The 17077-nt window shown below is 46.2% G+C and carries 14 protein-coding genes and 1 pseudogene; 6 read left to right on the top strand and 9 right to left on the bottom strand.

Going from position 1 to position 17077, the window contains the following annotated elements:
* Positions 1-14: 14 nt before the first annotated feature.
* The 3 genes from NIES593_RS14625 to NIES593_RS14635 are packed head-to-tail and all read right to left on the bottom strand — an operon-like array spanning position 15 to position 3690.
* The gene (locus tag NIES593_RS14625) at positions 15-1955 is read right to left on the bottom strand and encodes a protein kinase family protein (protein WP_073600277.1); all 1941 of its coding nucleotides are present in this window, start codon (positions 1953-1955) and stop codon (positions 15-17) included.
* Between the two features lie 55 nt (positions 1956-2010).
* Positions 2011-2832 carry a protein phosphatase 2C domain-containing protein gene (locus tag NIES593_RS14630; RefSeq protein ID WP_073600278.1) on the bottom strand — a complete coding sequence of 274 codons (822 nt, stop codon included), beginning with the start codon at positions 2830-2832 and terminating at the stop codon, positions 2011-2013.
* 6 nt (positions 2833-2838) lie between these two features.
* On the bottom strand, positions 2839-3690 hold the full coding sequence (locus tag NIES593_RS14635) for a hypothetical protein (RefSeq protein WP_015143596.1): 852 nt from the start codon (positions 3688-3690) through the stop codon (positions 2839-2841).
* Positions 3691-3868: 178 nt separating this feature from the next.
* On the opposite strand from NIES593_RS14635, the gene cobJ reads away from it, so the two are divergent.
* Positions 3869-5818 (top strand): precorrin-3B C(17)-methyltransferase, encoded by a 1950-nt coding sequence (gene cobJ / locus NIES593_RS14640; protein WP_073600296.1) that lies wholly within the window; start codon positions 3869-3871, stop codon positions 5816-5818.
* Positions 5819-5918: 100 nt separating this feature from the next.
* Positions 5919-6875 carry a PhoH family protein gene (locus NIES593_RS14645; RefSeq protein ID WP_073600279.1) on the top strand — a complete coding sequence of 319 codons (957 nt, stop codon included), beginning with the start codon at positions 5919-5921 and terminating at the stop codon, positions 6873-6875.
* A 169-nt stretch (positions 6876-7044) separates the two neighbouring features.
* Here NIES593_RS14645 and NIES593_RS25795 read toward each other — a convergent pair.
* Positions 7045-7134, bottom strand: a pseudogene (locus NIES593_RS25795) (MBL fold metallo-hydrolase); the annotation flags it as partial.
* 293 nt (positions 7135-7427) lie between these two features.
* Between NIES593_RS25795 and NIES593_RS14655 the strand changes: the two are divergent.
* A complete protein-coding gene (locus NIES593_RS14655; protein WP_073600281.1) occupies positions 7428-8195 on the top strand; it encodes a glucosamine-6-phosphate deaminase in 768 nt (255 codons plus the stop codon).
* 73 nt (positions 8196-8268) lie between these two features.
* Here the strand turns inward: NIES593_RS14655 and NIES593_RS14660 are convergent, their stop codons facing one another.
* Entirely contained in the window at positions 8269-8772 is a 504-nt protein-coding gene (locus tag NIES593_RS14660; protein WP_073600282.1) for a DinB family protein, read from the bottom strand.
* A gap of 180 nt (positions 8773-8952) precedes the next feature.
* Here NIES593_RS14660 and NIES593_RS14665 point away from each other — a divergent pair, with 180 nt between their 5' ends.
* Complete coding sequence (locus tag NIES593_RS14665) at positions 8953-9882, top strand: cobalamin-binding protein (protein ID WP_073600283.1); 930 nt, start codon at positions 8953-8955, stop codon at positions 9880-9882.
* Between the two features lie 37 nt (positions 9883-9919).
* Here NIES593_RS14665 and NIES593_RS14670 read toward each other — a convergent pair whose 3' ends face one another.
* The 4 genes from NIES593_RS14670 to NIES593_RS14685 form a co-directional block, all read right to left on the bottom strand.
* A complete protein-coding gene (locus tag NIES593_RS14670; protein WP_073600284.1) occupies positions 9920-10987 on the bottom strand; it encodes a glycosyltransferase family 4 protein in 1068 nt (355 codons plus the stop codon).
* Between the two features lie 81 nt (positions 10988-11068).
* Positions 11069-12220, bottom strand: a complete 1152-nt coding sequence (locus NIES593_RS14675) for a HEAT repeat domain-containing protein (protein ID WP_217651915.1) — start codon at positions 12218-12220, stop codon at positions 11069-11071.
* A gap of 205 nt (positions 12221-12425) precedes the next feature.
* Positions 12426-14141 (bottom strand): L-aspartate oxidase, encoded by a 1716-nt coding sequence (gene nadB, locus NIES593_RS14680; RefSeq protein WP_073600286.1) that lies wholly within the window; start codon positions 14139-14141, stop codon positions 12426-12428.
* Between the two features lie 293 nt (positions 14142-14434).
* Positions 14435-15091, bottom strand: a complete 657-nt coding sequence (locus NIES593_RS14685) for a glycoside hydrolase family 24 protein (RefSeq protein ID WP_073600287.1) — start codon at positions 15089-15091, stop codon at positions 14435-14437.
* A gap of 147 nt (positions 15092-15238) precedes the next feature.
* Here NIES593_RS14685 and rseP point away from each other — a divergent pair, with 147 nt between their 5' ends.
* Together rseP and nth are read left to right on the top strand one after the other, a co-directional pair.
* Positions 15239-16318, top strand: coding sequence for an RIP metalloprotease RseP (gene rseP / locus NIES593_RS14690; protein WP_073600288.1), 1080 nt, complete (start codon positions 15239-15241; stop codon positions 16316-16318).
* Positions 16319-16324: 6 nt separating this feature from the next.
* The gene (nth, locus tag NIES593_RS14695; RefSeq protein WP_073600289.1) at positions 16325-17032 is read left to right on the top strand and encodes an endonuclease III; all 708 of its coding nucleotides are present in this window, start codon (positions 16325-16327) and stop codon (positions 17030-17032) included.
* Positions 17033-17077 lie beyond the last annotated feature (45 nt).

Genomic DNA, 17077 nt, shown 5'->3' on the forward strand with positions numbered 1-17077 from the left:
TGTTCTCTGTTGCTCTAGTTTTCAGATTCTGTCGAACTCATGTTGTTTATCCTTCGCTTTTTGGAAACACCCCTCTTGGTTTTTGACTGAGAAGATTTGGGAGGATAAGCGAGAAGAAGTTGTTGAAGACAGGCGATTCCTTCAGAAGTCCAATAGTATCGCTTTCTGGCATCGATATAATAATGGCTTCCTTCGATAAATTGAGAGGAGTATTTCGCTTTGGTCTGAATAATCCACTCAGGAGTCACCTTCATGCGTCGGCTAACTTCTTTAGTTGGCAATGAAGATGGTGGGATAGGATCGGCTTTCTGCTCTGAATGCAAGCGGTGTAGTTGGCGAATGCCTGCCTTCGTCCAGCGAATTGCGCCTTCATCGTCTTTAAAATAATGAGTTCCTTGACAAAATCGGTCTGAGAACCGATAGCGTTGACGATGACACCAGGTTGCGGAACAACCGAGTTGAGAGGCGATTTCGTGAGTTGTCCAAGTTTTCGGTTCGAGCTGAGTTTTCAGTCTTTCGATCAGATCCTCAAGAGCATCAGTTAGCTTTAACTGGAACGCCTGAAACTGCTCAATCCCTCTCCGATATGCAAGGGTAGAAGTTTGCTGTAAATCTCCCCTAGTTTTCTCAACCCAACTTAGGAAGTTATCGGCTTTTTTCTCGATCGCAGTTTTGCTCTCAGTAGGCGGAGAATTTACTAAGATCTGAGTCTGAGGCGAGCTAGCTTTATAAGGACGAGGATCCCATCTTAGCGCCTTGTTTGATGAGGGAGTTGGCGAGCGAAGTTCGGGAGCTAATATTTCTTCGGTCTTCTCCTCAGACTTTTGCTCTGTATCAAGGGCAGAAATTAACCTTTCCTTACCAGTGTGATGAGAGGTATTCCGAGATAACCAATCTTTTCCTTTCTGCCAAAGAAGCAAGGGATTAATCGGGGAGGGCGAATTAAGATTTAGTTTCTCAGATAAGTCTTCTCTTCGATGCAAAACTATCGATTCGTCGTTCGATAAAACTCGTGCGAGAGAAGGAATTTTTCTAAACTCTTTTACCTGACAAATTGTTTTTAATTTCTTGGCTAAAGTAGGAAGCGGAGCAGAAAGATGGGACAGGGATTTAAAGATTTCTGCTTGCTGAGGATTTTGGAAATCCGAACGAGAAAATAGCAGCCCTTCTCGCTCGTCTAGTCGATACATTTCCCATAGTTTCTTATCTTCTGCCAAAGCCAAAATAGAAAGATAGATAACTAGCTGAGAGAAAAAATCAATTTCTAGACATCTTTTTTCTAGCGATTTTCTCAGAGGATGCTGATAATCAGAAAGCCCTTTAATATTGTCATCAGAAGTATCTCCCGAAAAGTAAAGGCTATCATAATCGATTAATTTAAGCGTCAAGCCATCAAAGCGATTAACTATTAGAATATTTCCGTGCTGCAAATCTCCATGAGCGATACCACTCTCTAAAAAGTCTTGAGATAGCTTTAACCAGCGATCGGCTAAAGATTTTAAAAGGTGCTTTTTACCCAGATTTGCTTTAAGAAATTTTTTGAGATTCTCGCCTTCTACCCATTCCATTTTAAGAATAGGATAGACATTGCCAAGAACTCTAATTCCCTCTTCTAAAAGAGAAAAATCGACAAAATAAGAGTGACAAGCGTTATTTTTTAGACGGCTCAGCGCTTTTTTGTAATGATTTATCGCATCAAAATTACTGCGATAGAAGCATCTAATTGCCCAGACTTTTCTAGGAGAAAAAGTTTCATATTTAAAGGCTATGGCAAAACTCCCAGAAGCCGACCAAATCTCTCTAGTTCCGTCGGGTTTAATTCTTTCTACTGCTTTTCCTGCTATTAAACTCGAATCCAGGTCTCGCTCGATTAGCGTTCTCGGATCTTTTTTGCGAAAGGCAAACTGAGGATTGCGAATCGAACTAAAGTAATCCGAACGACTTGGATATTTCATCCCTTTTAACCCCTCACGCGATCGCATTAACATCAAGATCGTTATTCAATCTTAATTAATCAGATTCCGCAGATGGCTCCAGGGTTGCAATGTCTTGCCAAATATCTATCTCTTGGCGAACCTCTTCAAGAATCTTAATTAATGCCATCGTTGTATCGTCGTTTTTAATCAGATTTTTTTGTCTGAGCTGAGCGATCGCCCTGATAAAATCATTTTGTTCTTTTAGCTCAAAACATTTTTTCCATGCTTCGCCTCGCTCTTCATAATCTGTCAGAAGCCACTGGGAAAATGCATCCGTCGCCAGCAAAAAAATATCTCCATTCTCATAGCTGCCTTCTTCAAATTGAGGAGGAAATGAAGAGTATTCGGGAAGGCTTTCAAAACATTGAGTCGTTCTCTTAAACGATTGAGAACTCTTGAGGGGAAAGGCGAGGAGATTATCCCCATTTCTATCTAGCTTAAATAAACAACTATCTCCCACAGCTACGGCTTGCCATTTTCCCCCGCCTGAAGCCTTCGATTTTTGCAGCCTTAACCCAATGAAAGTAGCAGAACCCCGATTTTTAATTTGCGATCCCCCTTGCCACCATGCCCGATTGGGAGACTTGAGTTTCGCCAAATAGTATTGTCGCCATTGCTCTTGGGCTGGTTTTAACCATTCCTGATAAGACTGCTGAATCTGTTCGATAGGATCGTCCTGACTTTGACAGAAAGATTTAACCAAAATTTCTGCCCACTGACTCGGATATAAAGAAGACCCAGCTCCATCTGAGAGGGCAATTAAACTCCCATCCGGGCTGGTTTCAAATCGATCTTGATTGGTTTTCTCAGCTTCCCCAATTTTCGGCAGAGAAAACGCTAAAATTTCATGGCTCATGAAATCTCATCCGCGAAACTCCGCTTTCGTCCCGATTTCTAACAATTGAATCAGGGTTTCTAGTTTAGCTTTATAGACGAAGCCTCTGGCATAGGGCGAAGGGTTCCATCCGGCAGCGGCAGCTCGTTCTAGCATCAGTGGAGGCAATTCGCTGGAAATCTCAAACAAAAAGCGGGCGTAGCTATCTCCCTTGGGTAACTGTTCGGGAGAGGCGGGGAGGATGACTTCCGCTTCTGCCCCGTCAGAAATATGGGCGTTGAGTAACAAGGTTTTTCCATCTTCTGTCTCTAGCTGAGCTAGGGCTTCGGCAGCCGCTTTCGCCTTGGGGAGAGAGTTAGCTTCTCCATCGGTAATGTTAATTACTACAGGAGGAAAGCTTGACGGATGACCGTTAATCCACTCGCGGACTAATGTGCCAGCCATGGCAAACGCTTCCGCCATCGGAGTTTCTCCAACTGCTGCTGGTTCGATCCAGATGGGAAATTGGTCGTCGATTTCTACTAATCCCCCAGCCCCATCCGAAACTTTCCGTTTGATAGTTTCTATTCGCAGACAGTGTTCGGTTAATTCTTGTATAGTTACCACTGGCTTAGTAGCTAGCGCTCCCGAAAACGCATTGACGACGGGTTCTTCCATCTGTCCGTAACCCAAAACGGAGATGTCGCAGCTATTTTTGATTTCTTCTCCGTCAGTACAAGCTAAGACGGTCTCTCGGAGGACGCGATTAACTGCTGTGGCACATTCTTTAGCTTTGGTTCCCGCCCCCGGTCCGAATGGGTAACACATGGAAAAAGAGCGATCGATGAGGATAACTAGGTATCCTGGCGTTGCTCGACTGATTTCTTGGATATAAGGCATGGCAGTAGCACGTCTTGTCTGTTACGCTTCTGGGAAGAGGTAAGTTATTATCTTCCTAGTAGTCAGAAATTGAGTCAAATTTACTACTTTTTGTTCCATTCCTATCAATCAGACCCCGATCGCGCCGAACGATTAATTGATAGAATCTAACAGCTAATTGCTCGCTCCTGCATTTACATTGAGTCAGTCTCCGTTTGCTCGATTTCAACCTATAGCCGCGATCGCAACTACTCCTAAAGCGGCTCAACTTCTACAAACTCTCTCTCAAAGCACGGGTGCAACCCTTTGGGTACCCGGATCTCTCGCTTCTATAGAAAACGCCCAGATTTATACGAGTTCGCTCAAAGACCAGATTGCCTCAATTTGGCACGAATATCGAGCTTTTGTCTTTTGTCTCGCGACTGGGGCAGTCGTGCGAGCGATCGCGTCTTTAGTTGAGGATAAATCCCGCGATCCGGCTGTTATCGTCATCGATCGAGACAGTCGTTTTGTCATCAGTTTGTGTAGCGGTCATCAAGGCGGTGCTGACGAACTCGCTCGATTAATTGCCCATCAGCTAGACGCAACTCCCGTTTTAACGGGCGCGTCGGCTAGTTTAAATTTGCCAGGAATCGATATTTTGGGATTGCCGTTTGGGTGGCGCCAAGGCAGTGGCGATTGGACAAAGGTAAGTGCCGCAATTTCTCGCCGGGAAACGGTACAAGTCATCCAGGAAGTCGGTTCGACCCTGTGGCAAGCGCATTTGCCACAGGGTCATTCTTTCTATTTCGGCTTTCCAGACGATCGCGAATCGATTTCGCCCAAAGCGCGCGTCTGGATTAGCGCCACGAAACGACAATTTTCTCCCGATGCAGACATTCCCAAAGTGCAATGGCATCCCAGAGTCTTATGGGTAGGGATAGGATGCGAGCGAGGAACGTCGAGACAACTGATTGAAGTGGCGATCGCGCAAGTCTGCCAGCACTATCATTTAGCCACCGAAGCGATCGCTGGAATTGCGACTATCGATCTCAAAGCCGACGAACCGGGAATATTAGAATACTGCCGCGATCGCAATTTGCCCTTAAAAACCTTTCCTGCCGATAGCCTCCGCCAGGTTAGCACTCCCAACCCTTCTAGTATAGTCGAGCGAGAAGTCGGAACTCCTAGCGTAGCCGAAGCCGCAGCCATTTTGGGAGGACTTGGGGAAGTCGGAAGTCGGAGGACGGAGGACAAGGGGACTAGGAGACGGGGAAACGGGGAGACGGGGAGACAATTAACTACTAACTACTCCAAAATCCAAAATCCTCTAATCGTTCCCAAGCAAATCGTTAAATTAGAGGGCGAACCGGGAGCAGTTACAGTCGCGATCGCGCTTTCGGAACTAGAATATACCGGGCGCACGGGGCAATTATTGCTGGTTGGGACTGGCCCGGGCAATTTAGAGCAAATGACGCCAGCCGCCAAAACAGCCGTAACTGGCGCAGATGCAGTCATTGGCTACTCTCTCTATCTCGAACTCATTCAACCGCTGCTGCGTCCCGGACAAATCGTCGAATCGCTTCCCATTACCCAAGAAAAACAGCGGGCACAACGGGCGATCGAATTGGCGCAGTGGGGATTAACGGTTGCCGTCGTCTCCTCTGGGGATTGCGGGATTTATGGGATGGCAGGATTGGTGATGGAAGAACTGCAAGCGCTAGGATGGAATGGTAAGATACCCAAAGTAGAAGTTTTTCCGGGAATTACGGCTGTCGTTGCCGCAGCAGCTAGGGTAGGCGCGCCGCTAATGCACGATTTTTGCACGATTAGCTTAAGCGACCTTTTGACTCCTTGGGATGTTATCGAAAAGCGCCTCGAAGCCGCTGCCGCAGGCGATTTTGTCACGGCGCTGTACAATCCGCGATCGCAAACTCGCACTCAACAAATTATTACCGCTCGAGGGATTTTCTTGAAACACCGCAATCCCAATACACCAGTCGCCCTAGTACGTTCGGTTTATCGTTCCGACGAACAGATCTCCCTGACAACCTTAGATAAAATGTTAGAGTTTCCAATCGACATGTTGACAACTGTTATTATTGGCAACCGCAGCACTCGCCGCCATGCCGATTGGATGATTACTCCGCGAGGCTATTCAGTCAGCTGATGGAATGACTAAGTCTACAATGAAATAAAAGCAACGATCGCAAGGATCGTCAGAGAACAAATATCGTTTATCAAGCTGGTAACTGGTAACTGTTAACTGGATGACCGAAACCTCTCAAATAATTCAATTGCCCAGTAGTGAAAGCGCAATCTCCTTAGCCGGAATTAAAGACGAAAATCTAAAATTTCTCTCTCGTCATACGGGAGCCAATTTAGTGTTGCGAGGTCAAGAATTGCTCGTTTATGGCGAAGAAAAACTGGTAGAACGCGCCCTGCAAATCGTGCGATCGCTCAAACCTTATTGGCAAGAAGCCAAAACCATCTCTCAACCCGATCTGATAACTGCCTTTCAAGCGCTGGATACGGGACGGACAGAAGAATATCAGGACTTACAACAAAATGTCCTCGCTCGCACGCGACGGGGAGAATTAATTCGAGCCAAAACCTTTCGCCAGCGCCAGTATATCAAAGCGATTCAAACCCACGATATCACGTTTTGCATCGGTCCGGCGGGGACGGGAAAAACTTTTCTAGCAGCCGTTTTAGCGGTACAAGCACTGCTGAACAATCAATGCGATCGCCTGATTCTCACTCGTCCGGCAGTAGAAGCGGGAGAAAAACTGGGTTTCCTGCCGGGAGATTTGCAACAGAAAGTCAATCCTTTTTTACGTCCTCTCTACGATGCGCTTTATGAATTCATCGATCCCGAAAAAATTCCCGATCTCATCGAAAGAGGCAAAATTGAGGTCGCACCGCTTGCCTACATGCGGGGACGCACATTAAGCAACGCTTTTGTCATCGTCGATGAAGCACAAAATACCACGCCAGCACAACTGAAAATGGTGCTAACTCGGCTGGGATTTGGTTCGCGGATGGTGGTGACGGGAGATATTACCCAAATCGATTTACCCAGCCATCAAGATTCGGGATTAGTTGTGGCAAGTAGAATTCTGCGATCGGTAGAAGGCATCGCTTTCTGTCAATTCACGCAAGCAGATGTGGTTCGCCATCCTTTGGTGCAAAGAATCGTCGAAGCTTACGAAAAATATGAAAAGTAAGAAGAAATAAAAACTATCAAGGCTTTCCTGAGATTCCTGGTTATGCCTTATGGTATTACTTTCAAACTAATAATGAATGCTCAATAAGAAGATTCAGCGATCGCTTATCGTAGAGTTGTGCTGACTTGAAGCGAATAGCACAGTCAGTCAGAGCGAAGGTTAAAAAAGCGATCGGCGAAATCAGTATCTTGAGAGTTGGATCGGCAACGAGATAAGTATGGGTACTAGATTCGCGATCGAAGAGTTGGCGGAATAGCATCATGAGTTGCCAGTTATCAGGAATTCTACCATTTTTCATTCATTAATGACACAGATAGTCGATCGCCCTCACCCCTAACCCCTCTCCCTATTTGGGAGAGGGGAGAAGAATGTAGATCGTGACTAATGAAAACTGGTATTAGTTGACTGGAGTAACAAGTTTTTTTCTTTATATCACTATATTGCTATATAGCAATAAGAAATAGATTTTGCCTACCTGAAAAAGACTTTACGGTTCTCCAGACAAGATGAGAGGATAAAACCGTGCATAACTCTCAAAGCTACTTGTACTCGATGATACCTGCCAAAACGTTTACAGTCGATGCCCTCTCGGTATGCGTTTATAATTCTGAATCCGAACTAGCCCAAGGGGCAGCCCGGATCGGAAAAGAATATTTGCAAGCAGTTTTAGGGCAAAAAGAAACGGCTGCCGTTATTTTAGCCACGGGAAATTCACAGATTCAGTTTTTGAAGGCATTAATTGCTTTGGGAGGAGTAGACTGGAGTCGCATTATCCTGTTTCATTTGGACGAATATTTAGGAATTGAAGCCGACTCGACTGGCAGTTTTCGTTATTACTTGCGCGAAAGGGTAGAAAAGCAAGTTAAACCCGCACAATTTCACTACATTCAAGGCGATGCGCTAGAACCGTTAGCCGAGTGCGATCGCTATGCGAAACTATTGATGGCACAACCGATCGACCTTTGTTTATTGGGAGTCGGACAAAACGGACACCTCGCTTTCAACGAACCAGAGGTCGCAGATTTTCACGATCCTCGCCGAGTCAAATTGGTTAAGTTAGCCCTCCAGACGCGCCTAGCGCAAGTAAAGCAAAGATACTTCCCCTATCTCGAAGCCGTACCGCAGTACGCTTTCACCGTGACTATTCCCATGTTGGCTTCGGCACAAAAAATTATCTGTCTTGCCCCTGGCTTGGACAAAGCTTCTATAATCAAGAAAATGCTCACAGAATCGATAAGTCCAGCTTGTCCCGCTTCAGTCCTTCGTCAACACGCCAACGCTAGCCTATTTCTAGAGAAGAATTTAGCCAGTTTACTTTGAATGTTGAGAGTTAGTGGTTAATGGTTATTAGTTAGTAGTTAATCGTTTTGTTAGCCTGTTATCCTGCCCAAATCTAAAATTCATAGTAAGGATTGTATGGAAGATCGGTATTTCCATAATCAATTCCCATTTTGTGTAGCTCTGAGGTTATTTGACTTCTATGATGTGTTTGATGGTTAAACATTTGCACGTAATAGAAGGCTCTGGATACTCTTCTATTTCTATTCAATCTCTCACTCCAAAACTCAAAGATCTCATCGAGCCAAGCCTGAGAACATCCTTGAGATTCTTTAACAAGTTTTTCGTCAAACTCAAAACGTGCAGATTTTAATTTACTATACTCAGGATATGGGATGAAGTTTGGATCGAATTTGGGAAGAGTTTTCGTATAAATGAAAGAATGAATAGTTTCATCTACATTAATAATGTGATTCAGAGTTTTAAAGATTGAATCGAAAAACATTTCCCTATTCAAACGGAGTCGATCGTCACTCAACTCATCACAAATTTTAAAAAGGCTTTCGTTCTGCCACTTGTTATATAGAGCCATTATTTCTAAGAAGTTTGAAGTAATCATGATTCTCAATCTACGAAGACCCCATAATGCTAATCTACATTTTCAACAAACAGCCTACTTCTCCGACTTCGTTAAATGACTCCCATAGATAATTTCCAGCCTACTGCCCTCGCCCAGAACCTAAAGGCTAACTAGCCACTAACCACTAACAAATAACCAAAAACATCGCTTCTTAAAAAAATGATCGACAATAACTCCCTCCGAATTATTTCATTGCTTCCCAGCGCGACGGAAATTGTGGCAGCTTTAGGTTTAGTGGATGCATTAGTCGGACGTTCCCACGAATGCGACCACCCCCCAGTAGTCCAAAATCTCCCCGTTTGTACGGAAGCTAGACTCAACTCTCACAAACCAAGCGCTCAAATCGATACAGACGTTCGCTCCCTCCTCAAGTCTGCTTTGAGTATCTATCAGCTTAAAATCGAAGTAATCGAACAACTTCAGCCTACGCATATCGTCACTCAAGACCAATGCGATGTCTGTGCCGTAAGCTTTCCAGAGGTAGAAAGAGCGATTGCTCAACTCATTTGCAGCCAACCTCAAGTCATTTCCTTACAACCCAATCGACTTGTAGAAGTTTGGGCAGACATAGAAAGAGTTGCGCAGGCTGTAGGCGTTGATGCCGAGCCAGTTTTAAGCGAGTTACAGGCGCGGGTTAACGCGATCGCCCAAAAAACCAAAACACTAGAACGCGATCGCGCCACCGCAGTTGCCCTAGAATGGACGGAACCCCTTATGGGAGCGGGGAATTGGATTCCAGAACTAATCGAAATTGCAGGCGGTCAGTCACTGCTGGGTAATTTTGGACGACACTCTCCTTATTTAAGATGGGAAGATTTACTCGCAGCCGACCCAGAATTTATTATTATCATGCCCTGTGGATTCGATCTCGATCGCACTCACAAAGAATCTCAAGTCCTAAAGCAGCACCCCACTTGGTCGCGCCTACAAGCGGTTAGAAACGGCAAGGTTTTCATTACTGACGGAAATGCCTATTTCAATCGTCCCGGTCCTCGCTTGGTCGATTCTCTAGAGATTCTGGCAGAAATTTTTCATCCCAAATGGTTTAACTTTGGTTATCGAGGCAGGGGTTGGGAATCATTTCAGTAATTCGTTATTTTTTGCACATAGCCGCGATCGATAGTCTTTATTCAATTCCAATTCCCAAAATATCTCGAAACCAGGCTTCGGTGCGATCGCCCATTGCCCAGAGCGAGTATTCTTCCTCGGCTTGTCGGCGACAGGAGTCGCGATCGATCTCATTGAGTCGTTTGATGGCTTCTACTAGCCCCGTGACGCTATCTGGCTCGACTAAAAACCCCGTTTCTCCATCTCGAACGATTTCGGCAGGACCGCCGCGACGGTAGGCAATGACGGGAACTCCGCAGGCTAAGGCTTCAATTGCCACGTTACCAAAAGCTTCTACCCAACGAGGAGTCATCACTAAGGCACGACATTGACGCAATTGTTGCTGCAATTCATGGGTCGGTAAAAAGCCAACATATTCCATCGGAGCATTGGGATAATCCCGACAAATTTTTTCCCAATAATCTCGATCTTGTAGCTTACCAAAAATTCGCAGAGAAATTCCTGATATTTGAGCGGCTGCCACTGCATCTTCTAGGGCTTTTTCTGGTGCGATGCGACCGATCCACGCTAGATTGGGCGTGGGATTTTTGCAGAATTGATACTCGCACAGATCGATCGCATTTCCCAAACACCGACAGGAGTCAGCCAAGCCAAAAGTAGCCGCTTGCGCCCGACTATGAAAAGCAACTTGCACTGGAAATCGAGCGATCGTCTGTTGGATAATCCGATCCATCGCCGCCGTCACCGATGCCATGCTGACTAAATGGGCGACGGGACGGCTAAAAAAGGGAGTGAGATAAAAAGGCAACCAATCGTAAGCAAAATTCAGAATTAAGTCATAATCGTTTTGAACTTGTCGCGCGTACTCCCACATATTTGCCAAGACAGAATTATCTGGCAGGCAAATCGGCGCTTTTCTGTTTTGGGTTTGGGCTGGAATTTGTAAATTTCCTGTGATTTCTGTAAGAGGAATACCTGCTAAAACCGATCCCGACGGGGCAACGACTCGAACTTGATGCCCTCGATGCATCATTGCCAAGGCGATATTTTTTAACGTCAGTTCGACTCCTCCCCCTAACCCAGAACCTAGAGATCCAACTGAAGTTGAAAGGAAAAGTAGTTTCATTATCTAATTTGCCTGCCCAGAGTAGCTAAGATAGCAGCTACAACAGAATATTTCATTTTTGCTTTTTTCCTTTTACCTTTTTTATGGCATTGTTTCGTTTTGCTTCATCGGCAGCAGATCCAACCTCGTAGGAGTCATCTGAAGATTTAACTGATTAAGCGCCCACTTGGCCGTTTCTTGAACTTCTACGTCCGAGTCATCCATCGCATGGCGTAACATCTGGCTAATCTGAGACATGAGGTCGTAAATTCTGGTTAGATCGCGAATCGCATTTTTGCGTACCTGGGGATTTTTATCTTGCAAGGAGAGAGCTAGGGCTTGATTCATTGGCTTGAGGGTGCGTATGCTGATTTGAGAGAGGGCTTCTAAAATCAGACTGCGCTCTTGGGAATCCGAGTCAATCATCAGATCGACTAGGGGTTTCATCGCACGCGAATCGCCTTTTTGTGCTAGTTCCCAAATAGCCTTCCGTCGCTTTTTCGGATCGGGTTCTTGGAGATCTTTAACCAATTCATTGATAATATCCAAATTGGGCAGGCGAGTAGGCGTTTGTAGTGGAATGGAACTATCGTCGTCGCCCGTCTTTGTTTTTGAATTAGCCTCGCCAAAAAGATTTTGGGATTTTTCTGAGGGAAGGGAATTCAGTGAAAATTTCTCCTCTGGTTCGTAGTCAGATTCTGATTCTGCAAGCTCGTGTTCTTCCCGTTCCCAGTCGGGACTTCTACGCAGCAGCCCAGAAAAGAAAAATACGCCTCCGCCAACGACGAAGGCAAGTCCTGCTCCTAATGATAGCCACCACCAATCCGATAAAGGATTATTTTTGGCCTGCTCGTTTTTGAGCAGGGTTTCGCTATTTTGGATGGCTTGGCGAGCATAAATATCGTTGGGACGTTCGGCTAAGGCTTTTTGAAAATTTTCTATCGCTGCTTGATAATTTTTATTGTCGAAGGCTTCGTACCCCGCCCTCATGTAGCGATCGTAGGTGGAGTTGCTGGCACTCGGAGATGCTGATTTTAGCTTCCCTGTTGTTGATGCTTGAGCTATCGATTTGGTAATGGTCGGATTGCTATGAGAATTTGAGAGAGCTAGCGCCAAATCTCGGCGATCGCGATTCCCAACCAACCCTAATAGACTAATAGTAACGATAGCAAAAAGTATAGGAAAACGATAGTACATCATCATTAAATACTTGGGGGAATGAGCTTCTAGTAAGGGGGACGAACTTTTAGCCAATTTAATTTTCTAACATTACTTTAATTTAAATTGCATCCTGCTCCTTCTGTTCTCAATGTTCCCCATTTAGATTGATTCGTTTGCTTCAGGCGAAACTAATTTTTTTTATAATTGACCTCTACGATCTAACATATTAATTGGCTATCTGCAAGACAAGATCTCGATCGGTTTTAGCATGGTAGCCAATCGACGGCTGGATGCATGACTATTTGTTCGATCCGACTGTCGATTCTTTAGCGTTTAATAGTGGCGCTGTTTGCCATGTTTCGCCTCGTACCAACGTATGAACTTGCCAGTCCTCTAAAGTCTGAGGATAGTCGGTGCGGTAGTGACCGCCTCGACTTTCAGTCCGAAAAGCGGCACTTTTAAGAATTAGATAGCCGATATCTAATAAATTTAAAGTTTCTGCACAAATTCGCAAGTGCTGCTCGGCTAAGGATGAAGCCAAAATGACGCGATCGCTAGGAGATAATTTGAGAATATGGCGAGCGATCGCGAAATTGGCTAGTTCTTGTCGCCAACGATTGACCTGTGCGATCGCAGCTTCCAAAACTTCTTGCGATCGACAAATCCCAGCACTCTGCCACATCAGAGACGGCAAAGTTTGTCGAACGAGGGTAATTTTTTCTATTTCCTCTTCCCAATCTCCCTCTTCCGTAACCACAGACAAAGCCTCTTCTGAAAACGGCTGGGTTTCTACTTCAATCTGAGATAATTGTGCCGCAAAAACGATACATTCCAACAGAGAATTACTCGCCAAACGATTCGCGCCGTGAACGCCAGTACTTGCCGTTTCGCCAATAGCATACAACCGGGCAATCGAAGTGCGACACATCAGATCGGTAGCGATTCCTCCCATCCAATAATGAGCCGCCGGAGCCACGGGGATCGGCTCGCAAAAAACATCGATCCCCCACTGTTGGCAGACTTTAATGATATTGGGAAAGCGATGGCGAATCCGTTCCGGTTCGATCGGTCGCAGATCTAAATAGACGTGAGCTTGGGCAGGATCGGAGGCAGTTTTTTGTAGATGGCTGAAAATTGCCCGACTAACAATATCTCTGGGGGCTAATTCGCCTGCCGGATGGTAATCGAAGGCAAAACGCCTGCCTCGGTCATCGATTAAATGTGCTCCTTCGCCGCGTACCGCTTCGCTAATCAGGAAACGAGGAGCGCCAGGGATGGTTAATGCCGTTGGATGAAATTGAACGAATTCTAGATCTCGCAAAACCGCGCCAGCACGCCAAGCGAGGGCCACGCCATCACCGGTACTGACGGCTGGATTGGTCGTTTGGGCAAAGACTTGACCGCCGCCTCCGGTGGCTAAAATAACCGCAGCAGCTTTAATCCAATTAATCTGACCTCCATAGAGGAGACTAATTCCCTGGCATCGTCCGGTTTGCGAGTCGATCCACAGACTCAAGGCTACCCCTTGAGAGATGACCTGAATGTTGGGGCGTTCTAACACTCTAGCCGCGATCGTGCCGACGATCGCTTTCCCCGTAGTATCCGCCGCGTGGAGAACGCGCGGACGAGAATGGGCGGCTTCCAGAGTCATTGCCAGACGATTTCCCTGGCGATCGAAAGCTACGCCCATCTCTAATAGCGATTGGATTGCCGAGGCAGCATGTTCGACGAGAAACTCGACGGCAGCGCGATCGCAAAGTCCGGCTCCTGCCTTTAAAGTATCTTCCAAATGCAACTTTGGCGAATCAGACGAATCGATCGCGGCAGCAATGCCTCCCTGCGCCCAGTCACTTGCCCCCGTTTTTAGAGTATCTTTGGTCACCAGACCAACTCGCAAATGGTTAGGAAGACACAAAGCCGCATAAAGCCCAGCCGCTCCTGAACCGACCACCAAAACGTCAAACTGGGAAGGAAGATTAGGGGACGATGCAGAATAACGAGAAAATGAAGTCAACGTCGCTCGAGCAATTTGTATGTAAATTCAATACATTCTAGCGTTTAGTTAGAATTTAGGAGTTAGGAGTCAGTTATTTGATGAAAGGATTTTAGATTTTGGATTGAGGAGTAGTTAGTAGGGGCGGGTTTATCTAAAAACGCTAGAGATTCACCTACAGTTACTGTCAAAAACCCGCCCGTACAGGAATTAGTAACTTCCCCTGCCTCCCCAGTCTCCCCATTTCCCCACACTCCCCACTTCCGACTTCCAAGTTCCGACTTCCGACTTCTTAAAGACTTCCTCCTTCTGCCTCAAACCTGCGAACTCTTTAACTCCTCCCTCAAAACCCTTTTATAAATCTGGGATAAGTAGGGACTCATGGAGTTGGATTCTATGCCGTATCCCAAACTCGTCCAAGTCCCGGATAGCAGGCGCAAAACTTCTTCTAATTCCCCCTCTCTCAGGCGCTGGGAAATATCGACTCCCCACGCCTGGGGATCGGACAGCCAAGCGTATACGACAGCATCTTGATATTTTGGCTCAAAACTGTAGGATTGCCACCACAAAAGATTTGACGGGTTGGGATGATAGCGTTCGGCTTTTTCGTACCAAGTGATATTGAGAAACTGATAACGTCCTGCGGCAGTCGAGCACTGACCGATATTCGGTCCCGTTACGATGGGGACGCAGCGATTGGGGTGGTCGCTCAAATCCGCCACGTATTTACCGCCATAGAGAACGTGGTAAGGTTGGGCGACATTAGCTTCGCTAGCGGTAATCGTGCGCATCAGGGCGCGAATATAAGGGTCGCCGCCTTTCATGACTAGCGGTTGAGTTTTGTAAATGTTTTGGGATCTGGGCAGTTGGCGACCGCCGCGTTCGTCACTCCTGAAATTAACCCACCAAATCGGCAGAGCGATCGCGCCGAACAGACCAAGAAGTTTCCAGCCAGCTAAGCGATTAGCCAATGCTTATTTCCTCTTTCTACTCAACATTTTTTCTACTTTACGTCGCATTTGAACTCAATTGCTACTCCTTCTCCGGTCAGAGCGCAAAAATCAGCCTATGTCCTAGAATAGACAAAGACATAGGTAATTTTTATATTTAGGCTTGTTATGTCAGTTTTGGCAGCGATCGCAGTCTTGGCGCTTTTAATTGTCGTTCACGAATTAGGTCATTTTGCAGCAGCACGGTTTCAAGGCATTCGCGTCAATCGTTTCTCCATCGGTTTCGGTCCGGTTCTCCTCAAATACCAAGGCCCCGAAACCGAATATGCCATCCGCGCCTTTCCTCTCGGCGGTTATGTCGGTTTTCCCGATGACGACCCCGATAGCGAAATCCCTGCCGATGACCCCAACTTGCTTCGCAATCGTCCGGTTCTCGATCGAGCGATCGTCATTAGCGCGGGAGTTATCGCCAATCTAGTCTTCGCTTATTTCCTCCTGGTCGGTCAAGTAGCCACCGTAGGCATACAAGACTTTCAAGCAGGCGTTGCCGTTCCCCAAGTCCTGCCAGAAACTGCCTCTGTGGCTGTCAAGGCTGGAATTCAAGCAGGCGACATCATTGTATCGGTTAACGGGCGAGATCTCGGTGCAACGCCGGATGCGATTACTTCCCTCAGAGAAACCATTCAGAATTCTCCTAATATACCGCTTAATCTAATAGTTCAAAGAGGTCAAGAAACCTTAGCCCTAACCGTAGAACCAGAACTCGGTAGCGACGGCAAAGGAAAAATTGGAGTAATGCTATCGCCAAATGTAGGGACTCGTCGTCCTCAAGGGATTGGTGAAGTGCTTGTCTTGAGTGCCGATGCTTATCAAAACCTTGCCAGTTTAACCGCTAAAGGATTTTGGCAGTTAATTAGTAACTTTAAGGAAAATGCCGAGCAAGTGGCAGGTCCCGTCAAAATTGTCGAATATGGTGCTAATATTGCTCGTAACGATGCAGGAAATCTTTTTCAATTTGCAGCGCTAATTAGTATTAACCTGGCAATTATCAATATCTTACCCCTACCCGCTCTCGACGGCGGTCAGTTGGTATTTTTGCTAGTTGAAGGATTACGCGGTAAACCTCTGCCAAGAACGATTCAGGAGGGAATTATGCAAACCGGATTGGTTCTCTTGTTGAGTTTGGGCGTTTTTCTCATCGTTCGGGATACTGCCAATTTAGCCTTTTTTCAGGAATTGTTTCAATAGGTAGCCGTGGCAAGTATTACGCGCAAATTTGCCTCGAAAAAACAACGGGCATTGGAGATTCTCGTTTTACTCAAACACCTCTATCCCGATGCTACCTGTAGCCTAACCTATGCAAGCCCAGTCCAATTGTTAGTGGCTACGATTCTGTCGGCTCAATGTACCGACGAACGAGTCAATCAAGTAACTCCAGCGCTATTTGCTCGCTTTCCCGATGCGGTTTCTTTGGCAAATGCCGATCGCGAAGAACTAGAAAACCTAATCCGTTCGACGGGATTTTATCGCAATAAAGCCAAAAACATCCAAGGAGCCTGTCAAAAAATTATCGATGAATTTGGCGGCGAAGTCCCGCAACAGATGGAAAAGCTACTATCGCTTCCCGGCGTTGCCAGAAAGACGGCAAATGTCGTCCTCGCTCATGCCTACGGGATTAAGCAAGGCGTAACCGTCGATACTCATGTCAAACGTTTGAGCAGGCGGCTAGGTTTGACGAAAGAAACCGACCCAGTCAAGATCGAACGAGATTTAATGAAGCTTTTGCCCCAACCCGATTGGGAAGATTTTTCCATTAGAATGATTTACCACGGTCGAGCAGTCTGTAAAGCGAGAAACCCTAATTGCAGGGCATGCAAATTGGCTCACTTATGTCCTTCCGCCGAGACGTTCGAGCCGACACTAACTCAGAAAGCACCTACACTGCTGGCAGATATCGGGTAAGGTTCGAGGGTCGCCCCTCTCCCCTCCCCTAAGAACGGAACGTGA

The sequence above is a fragment of the Hydrococcus rivularis NIES-593 genome (genome assembly GCF_001904635.1).
GTDB classification, from domain to species: Bacteria; Cyanobacteriota; Cyanobacteriia; order Cyanobacteriales; family Microcystaceae; genus Hydrococcus; species Hydrococcus rivularis.

What these genes read in the sequence shown, in the direction of transcription:
- NIES593_RS14645 (WP_073600279.1), top strand. Translation starts at nt 5,919, where the DNA reads ATGACCGAAACCTCTCAAATAATTCAATTGCCCAGTAGTGAAAGCGCA.
- NIES593_RS14665 (WP_073600283.1), top strand. Translation starts at nt 8,953, where the DNA reads ATGATCGACAATAACTCCCTCCGAATTATTTCATTGCTTCCCAGCGCG.
- NIES593_RS14670 (WP_073600284.1), bottom strand. Translation starts at nt 10,987, where the DNA reads ATGAAACTACTTTTCCTTTCAACTTCAGTTGGATCTCTAGGTTCTGGG.
- NIES593_RS14635 (WP_015143596.1), bottom strand. Translation starts at nt 3,690, where the DNA reads ATGCCTTATATCCAAGAAATCAGTCGAGCAACGCCAGGATACCTAGTT.
- rseP (WP_073600288.1), top strand. Translation starts at nt 15,239, where the DNA reads ATGTCAGTTTTGGCAGCGATCGCAGTCTTGGCGCTTTTAATTGTCGTT.
- NIES593_RS14625 (WP_073600277.1), bottom strand. Translation starts at nt 1,955, where the DNA reads ATGAAATATCCAAGTCGTTCGGATTACTTTAGTTCGATTCGCAATCCT.
- NIES593_RS14655 (WP_073600281.1), top strand. Translation starts at nt 7,428, where the DNA reads ATGATACCTGCCAAAACGTTTACAGTCGATGCCCTCTCGGTATGCGTT.
- NIES593_RS14660 (WP_073600282.1), bottom strand. Translation starts at nt 8,772, where the DNA reads ATGATTACTTCAAACTTCTTAGAAATAATGGCTCTATATAACAAGTGG.
- NIES593_RS14630 (WP_073600278.1), bottom strand. Translation starts at nt 2,832, where the DNA reads ATGAGCCATGAAATTTTAGCGTTTTCTCTGCCGAAAATTGGGGAAGCT.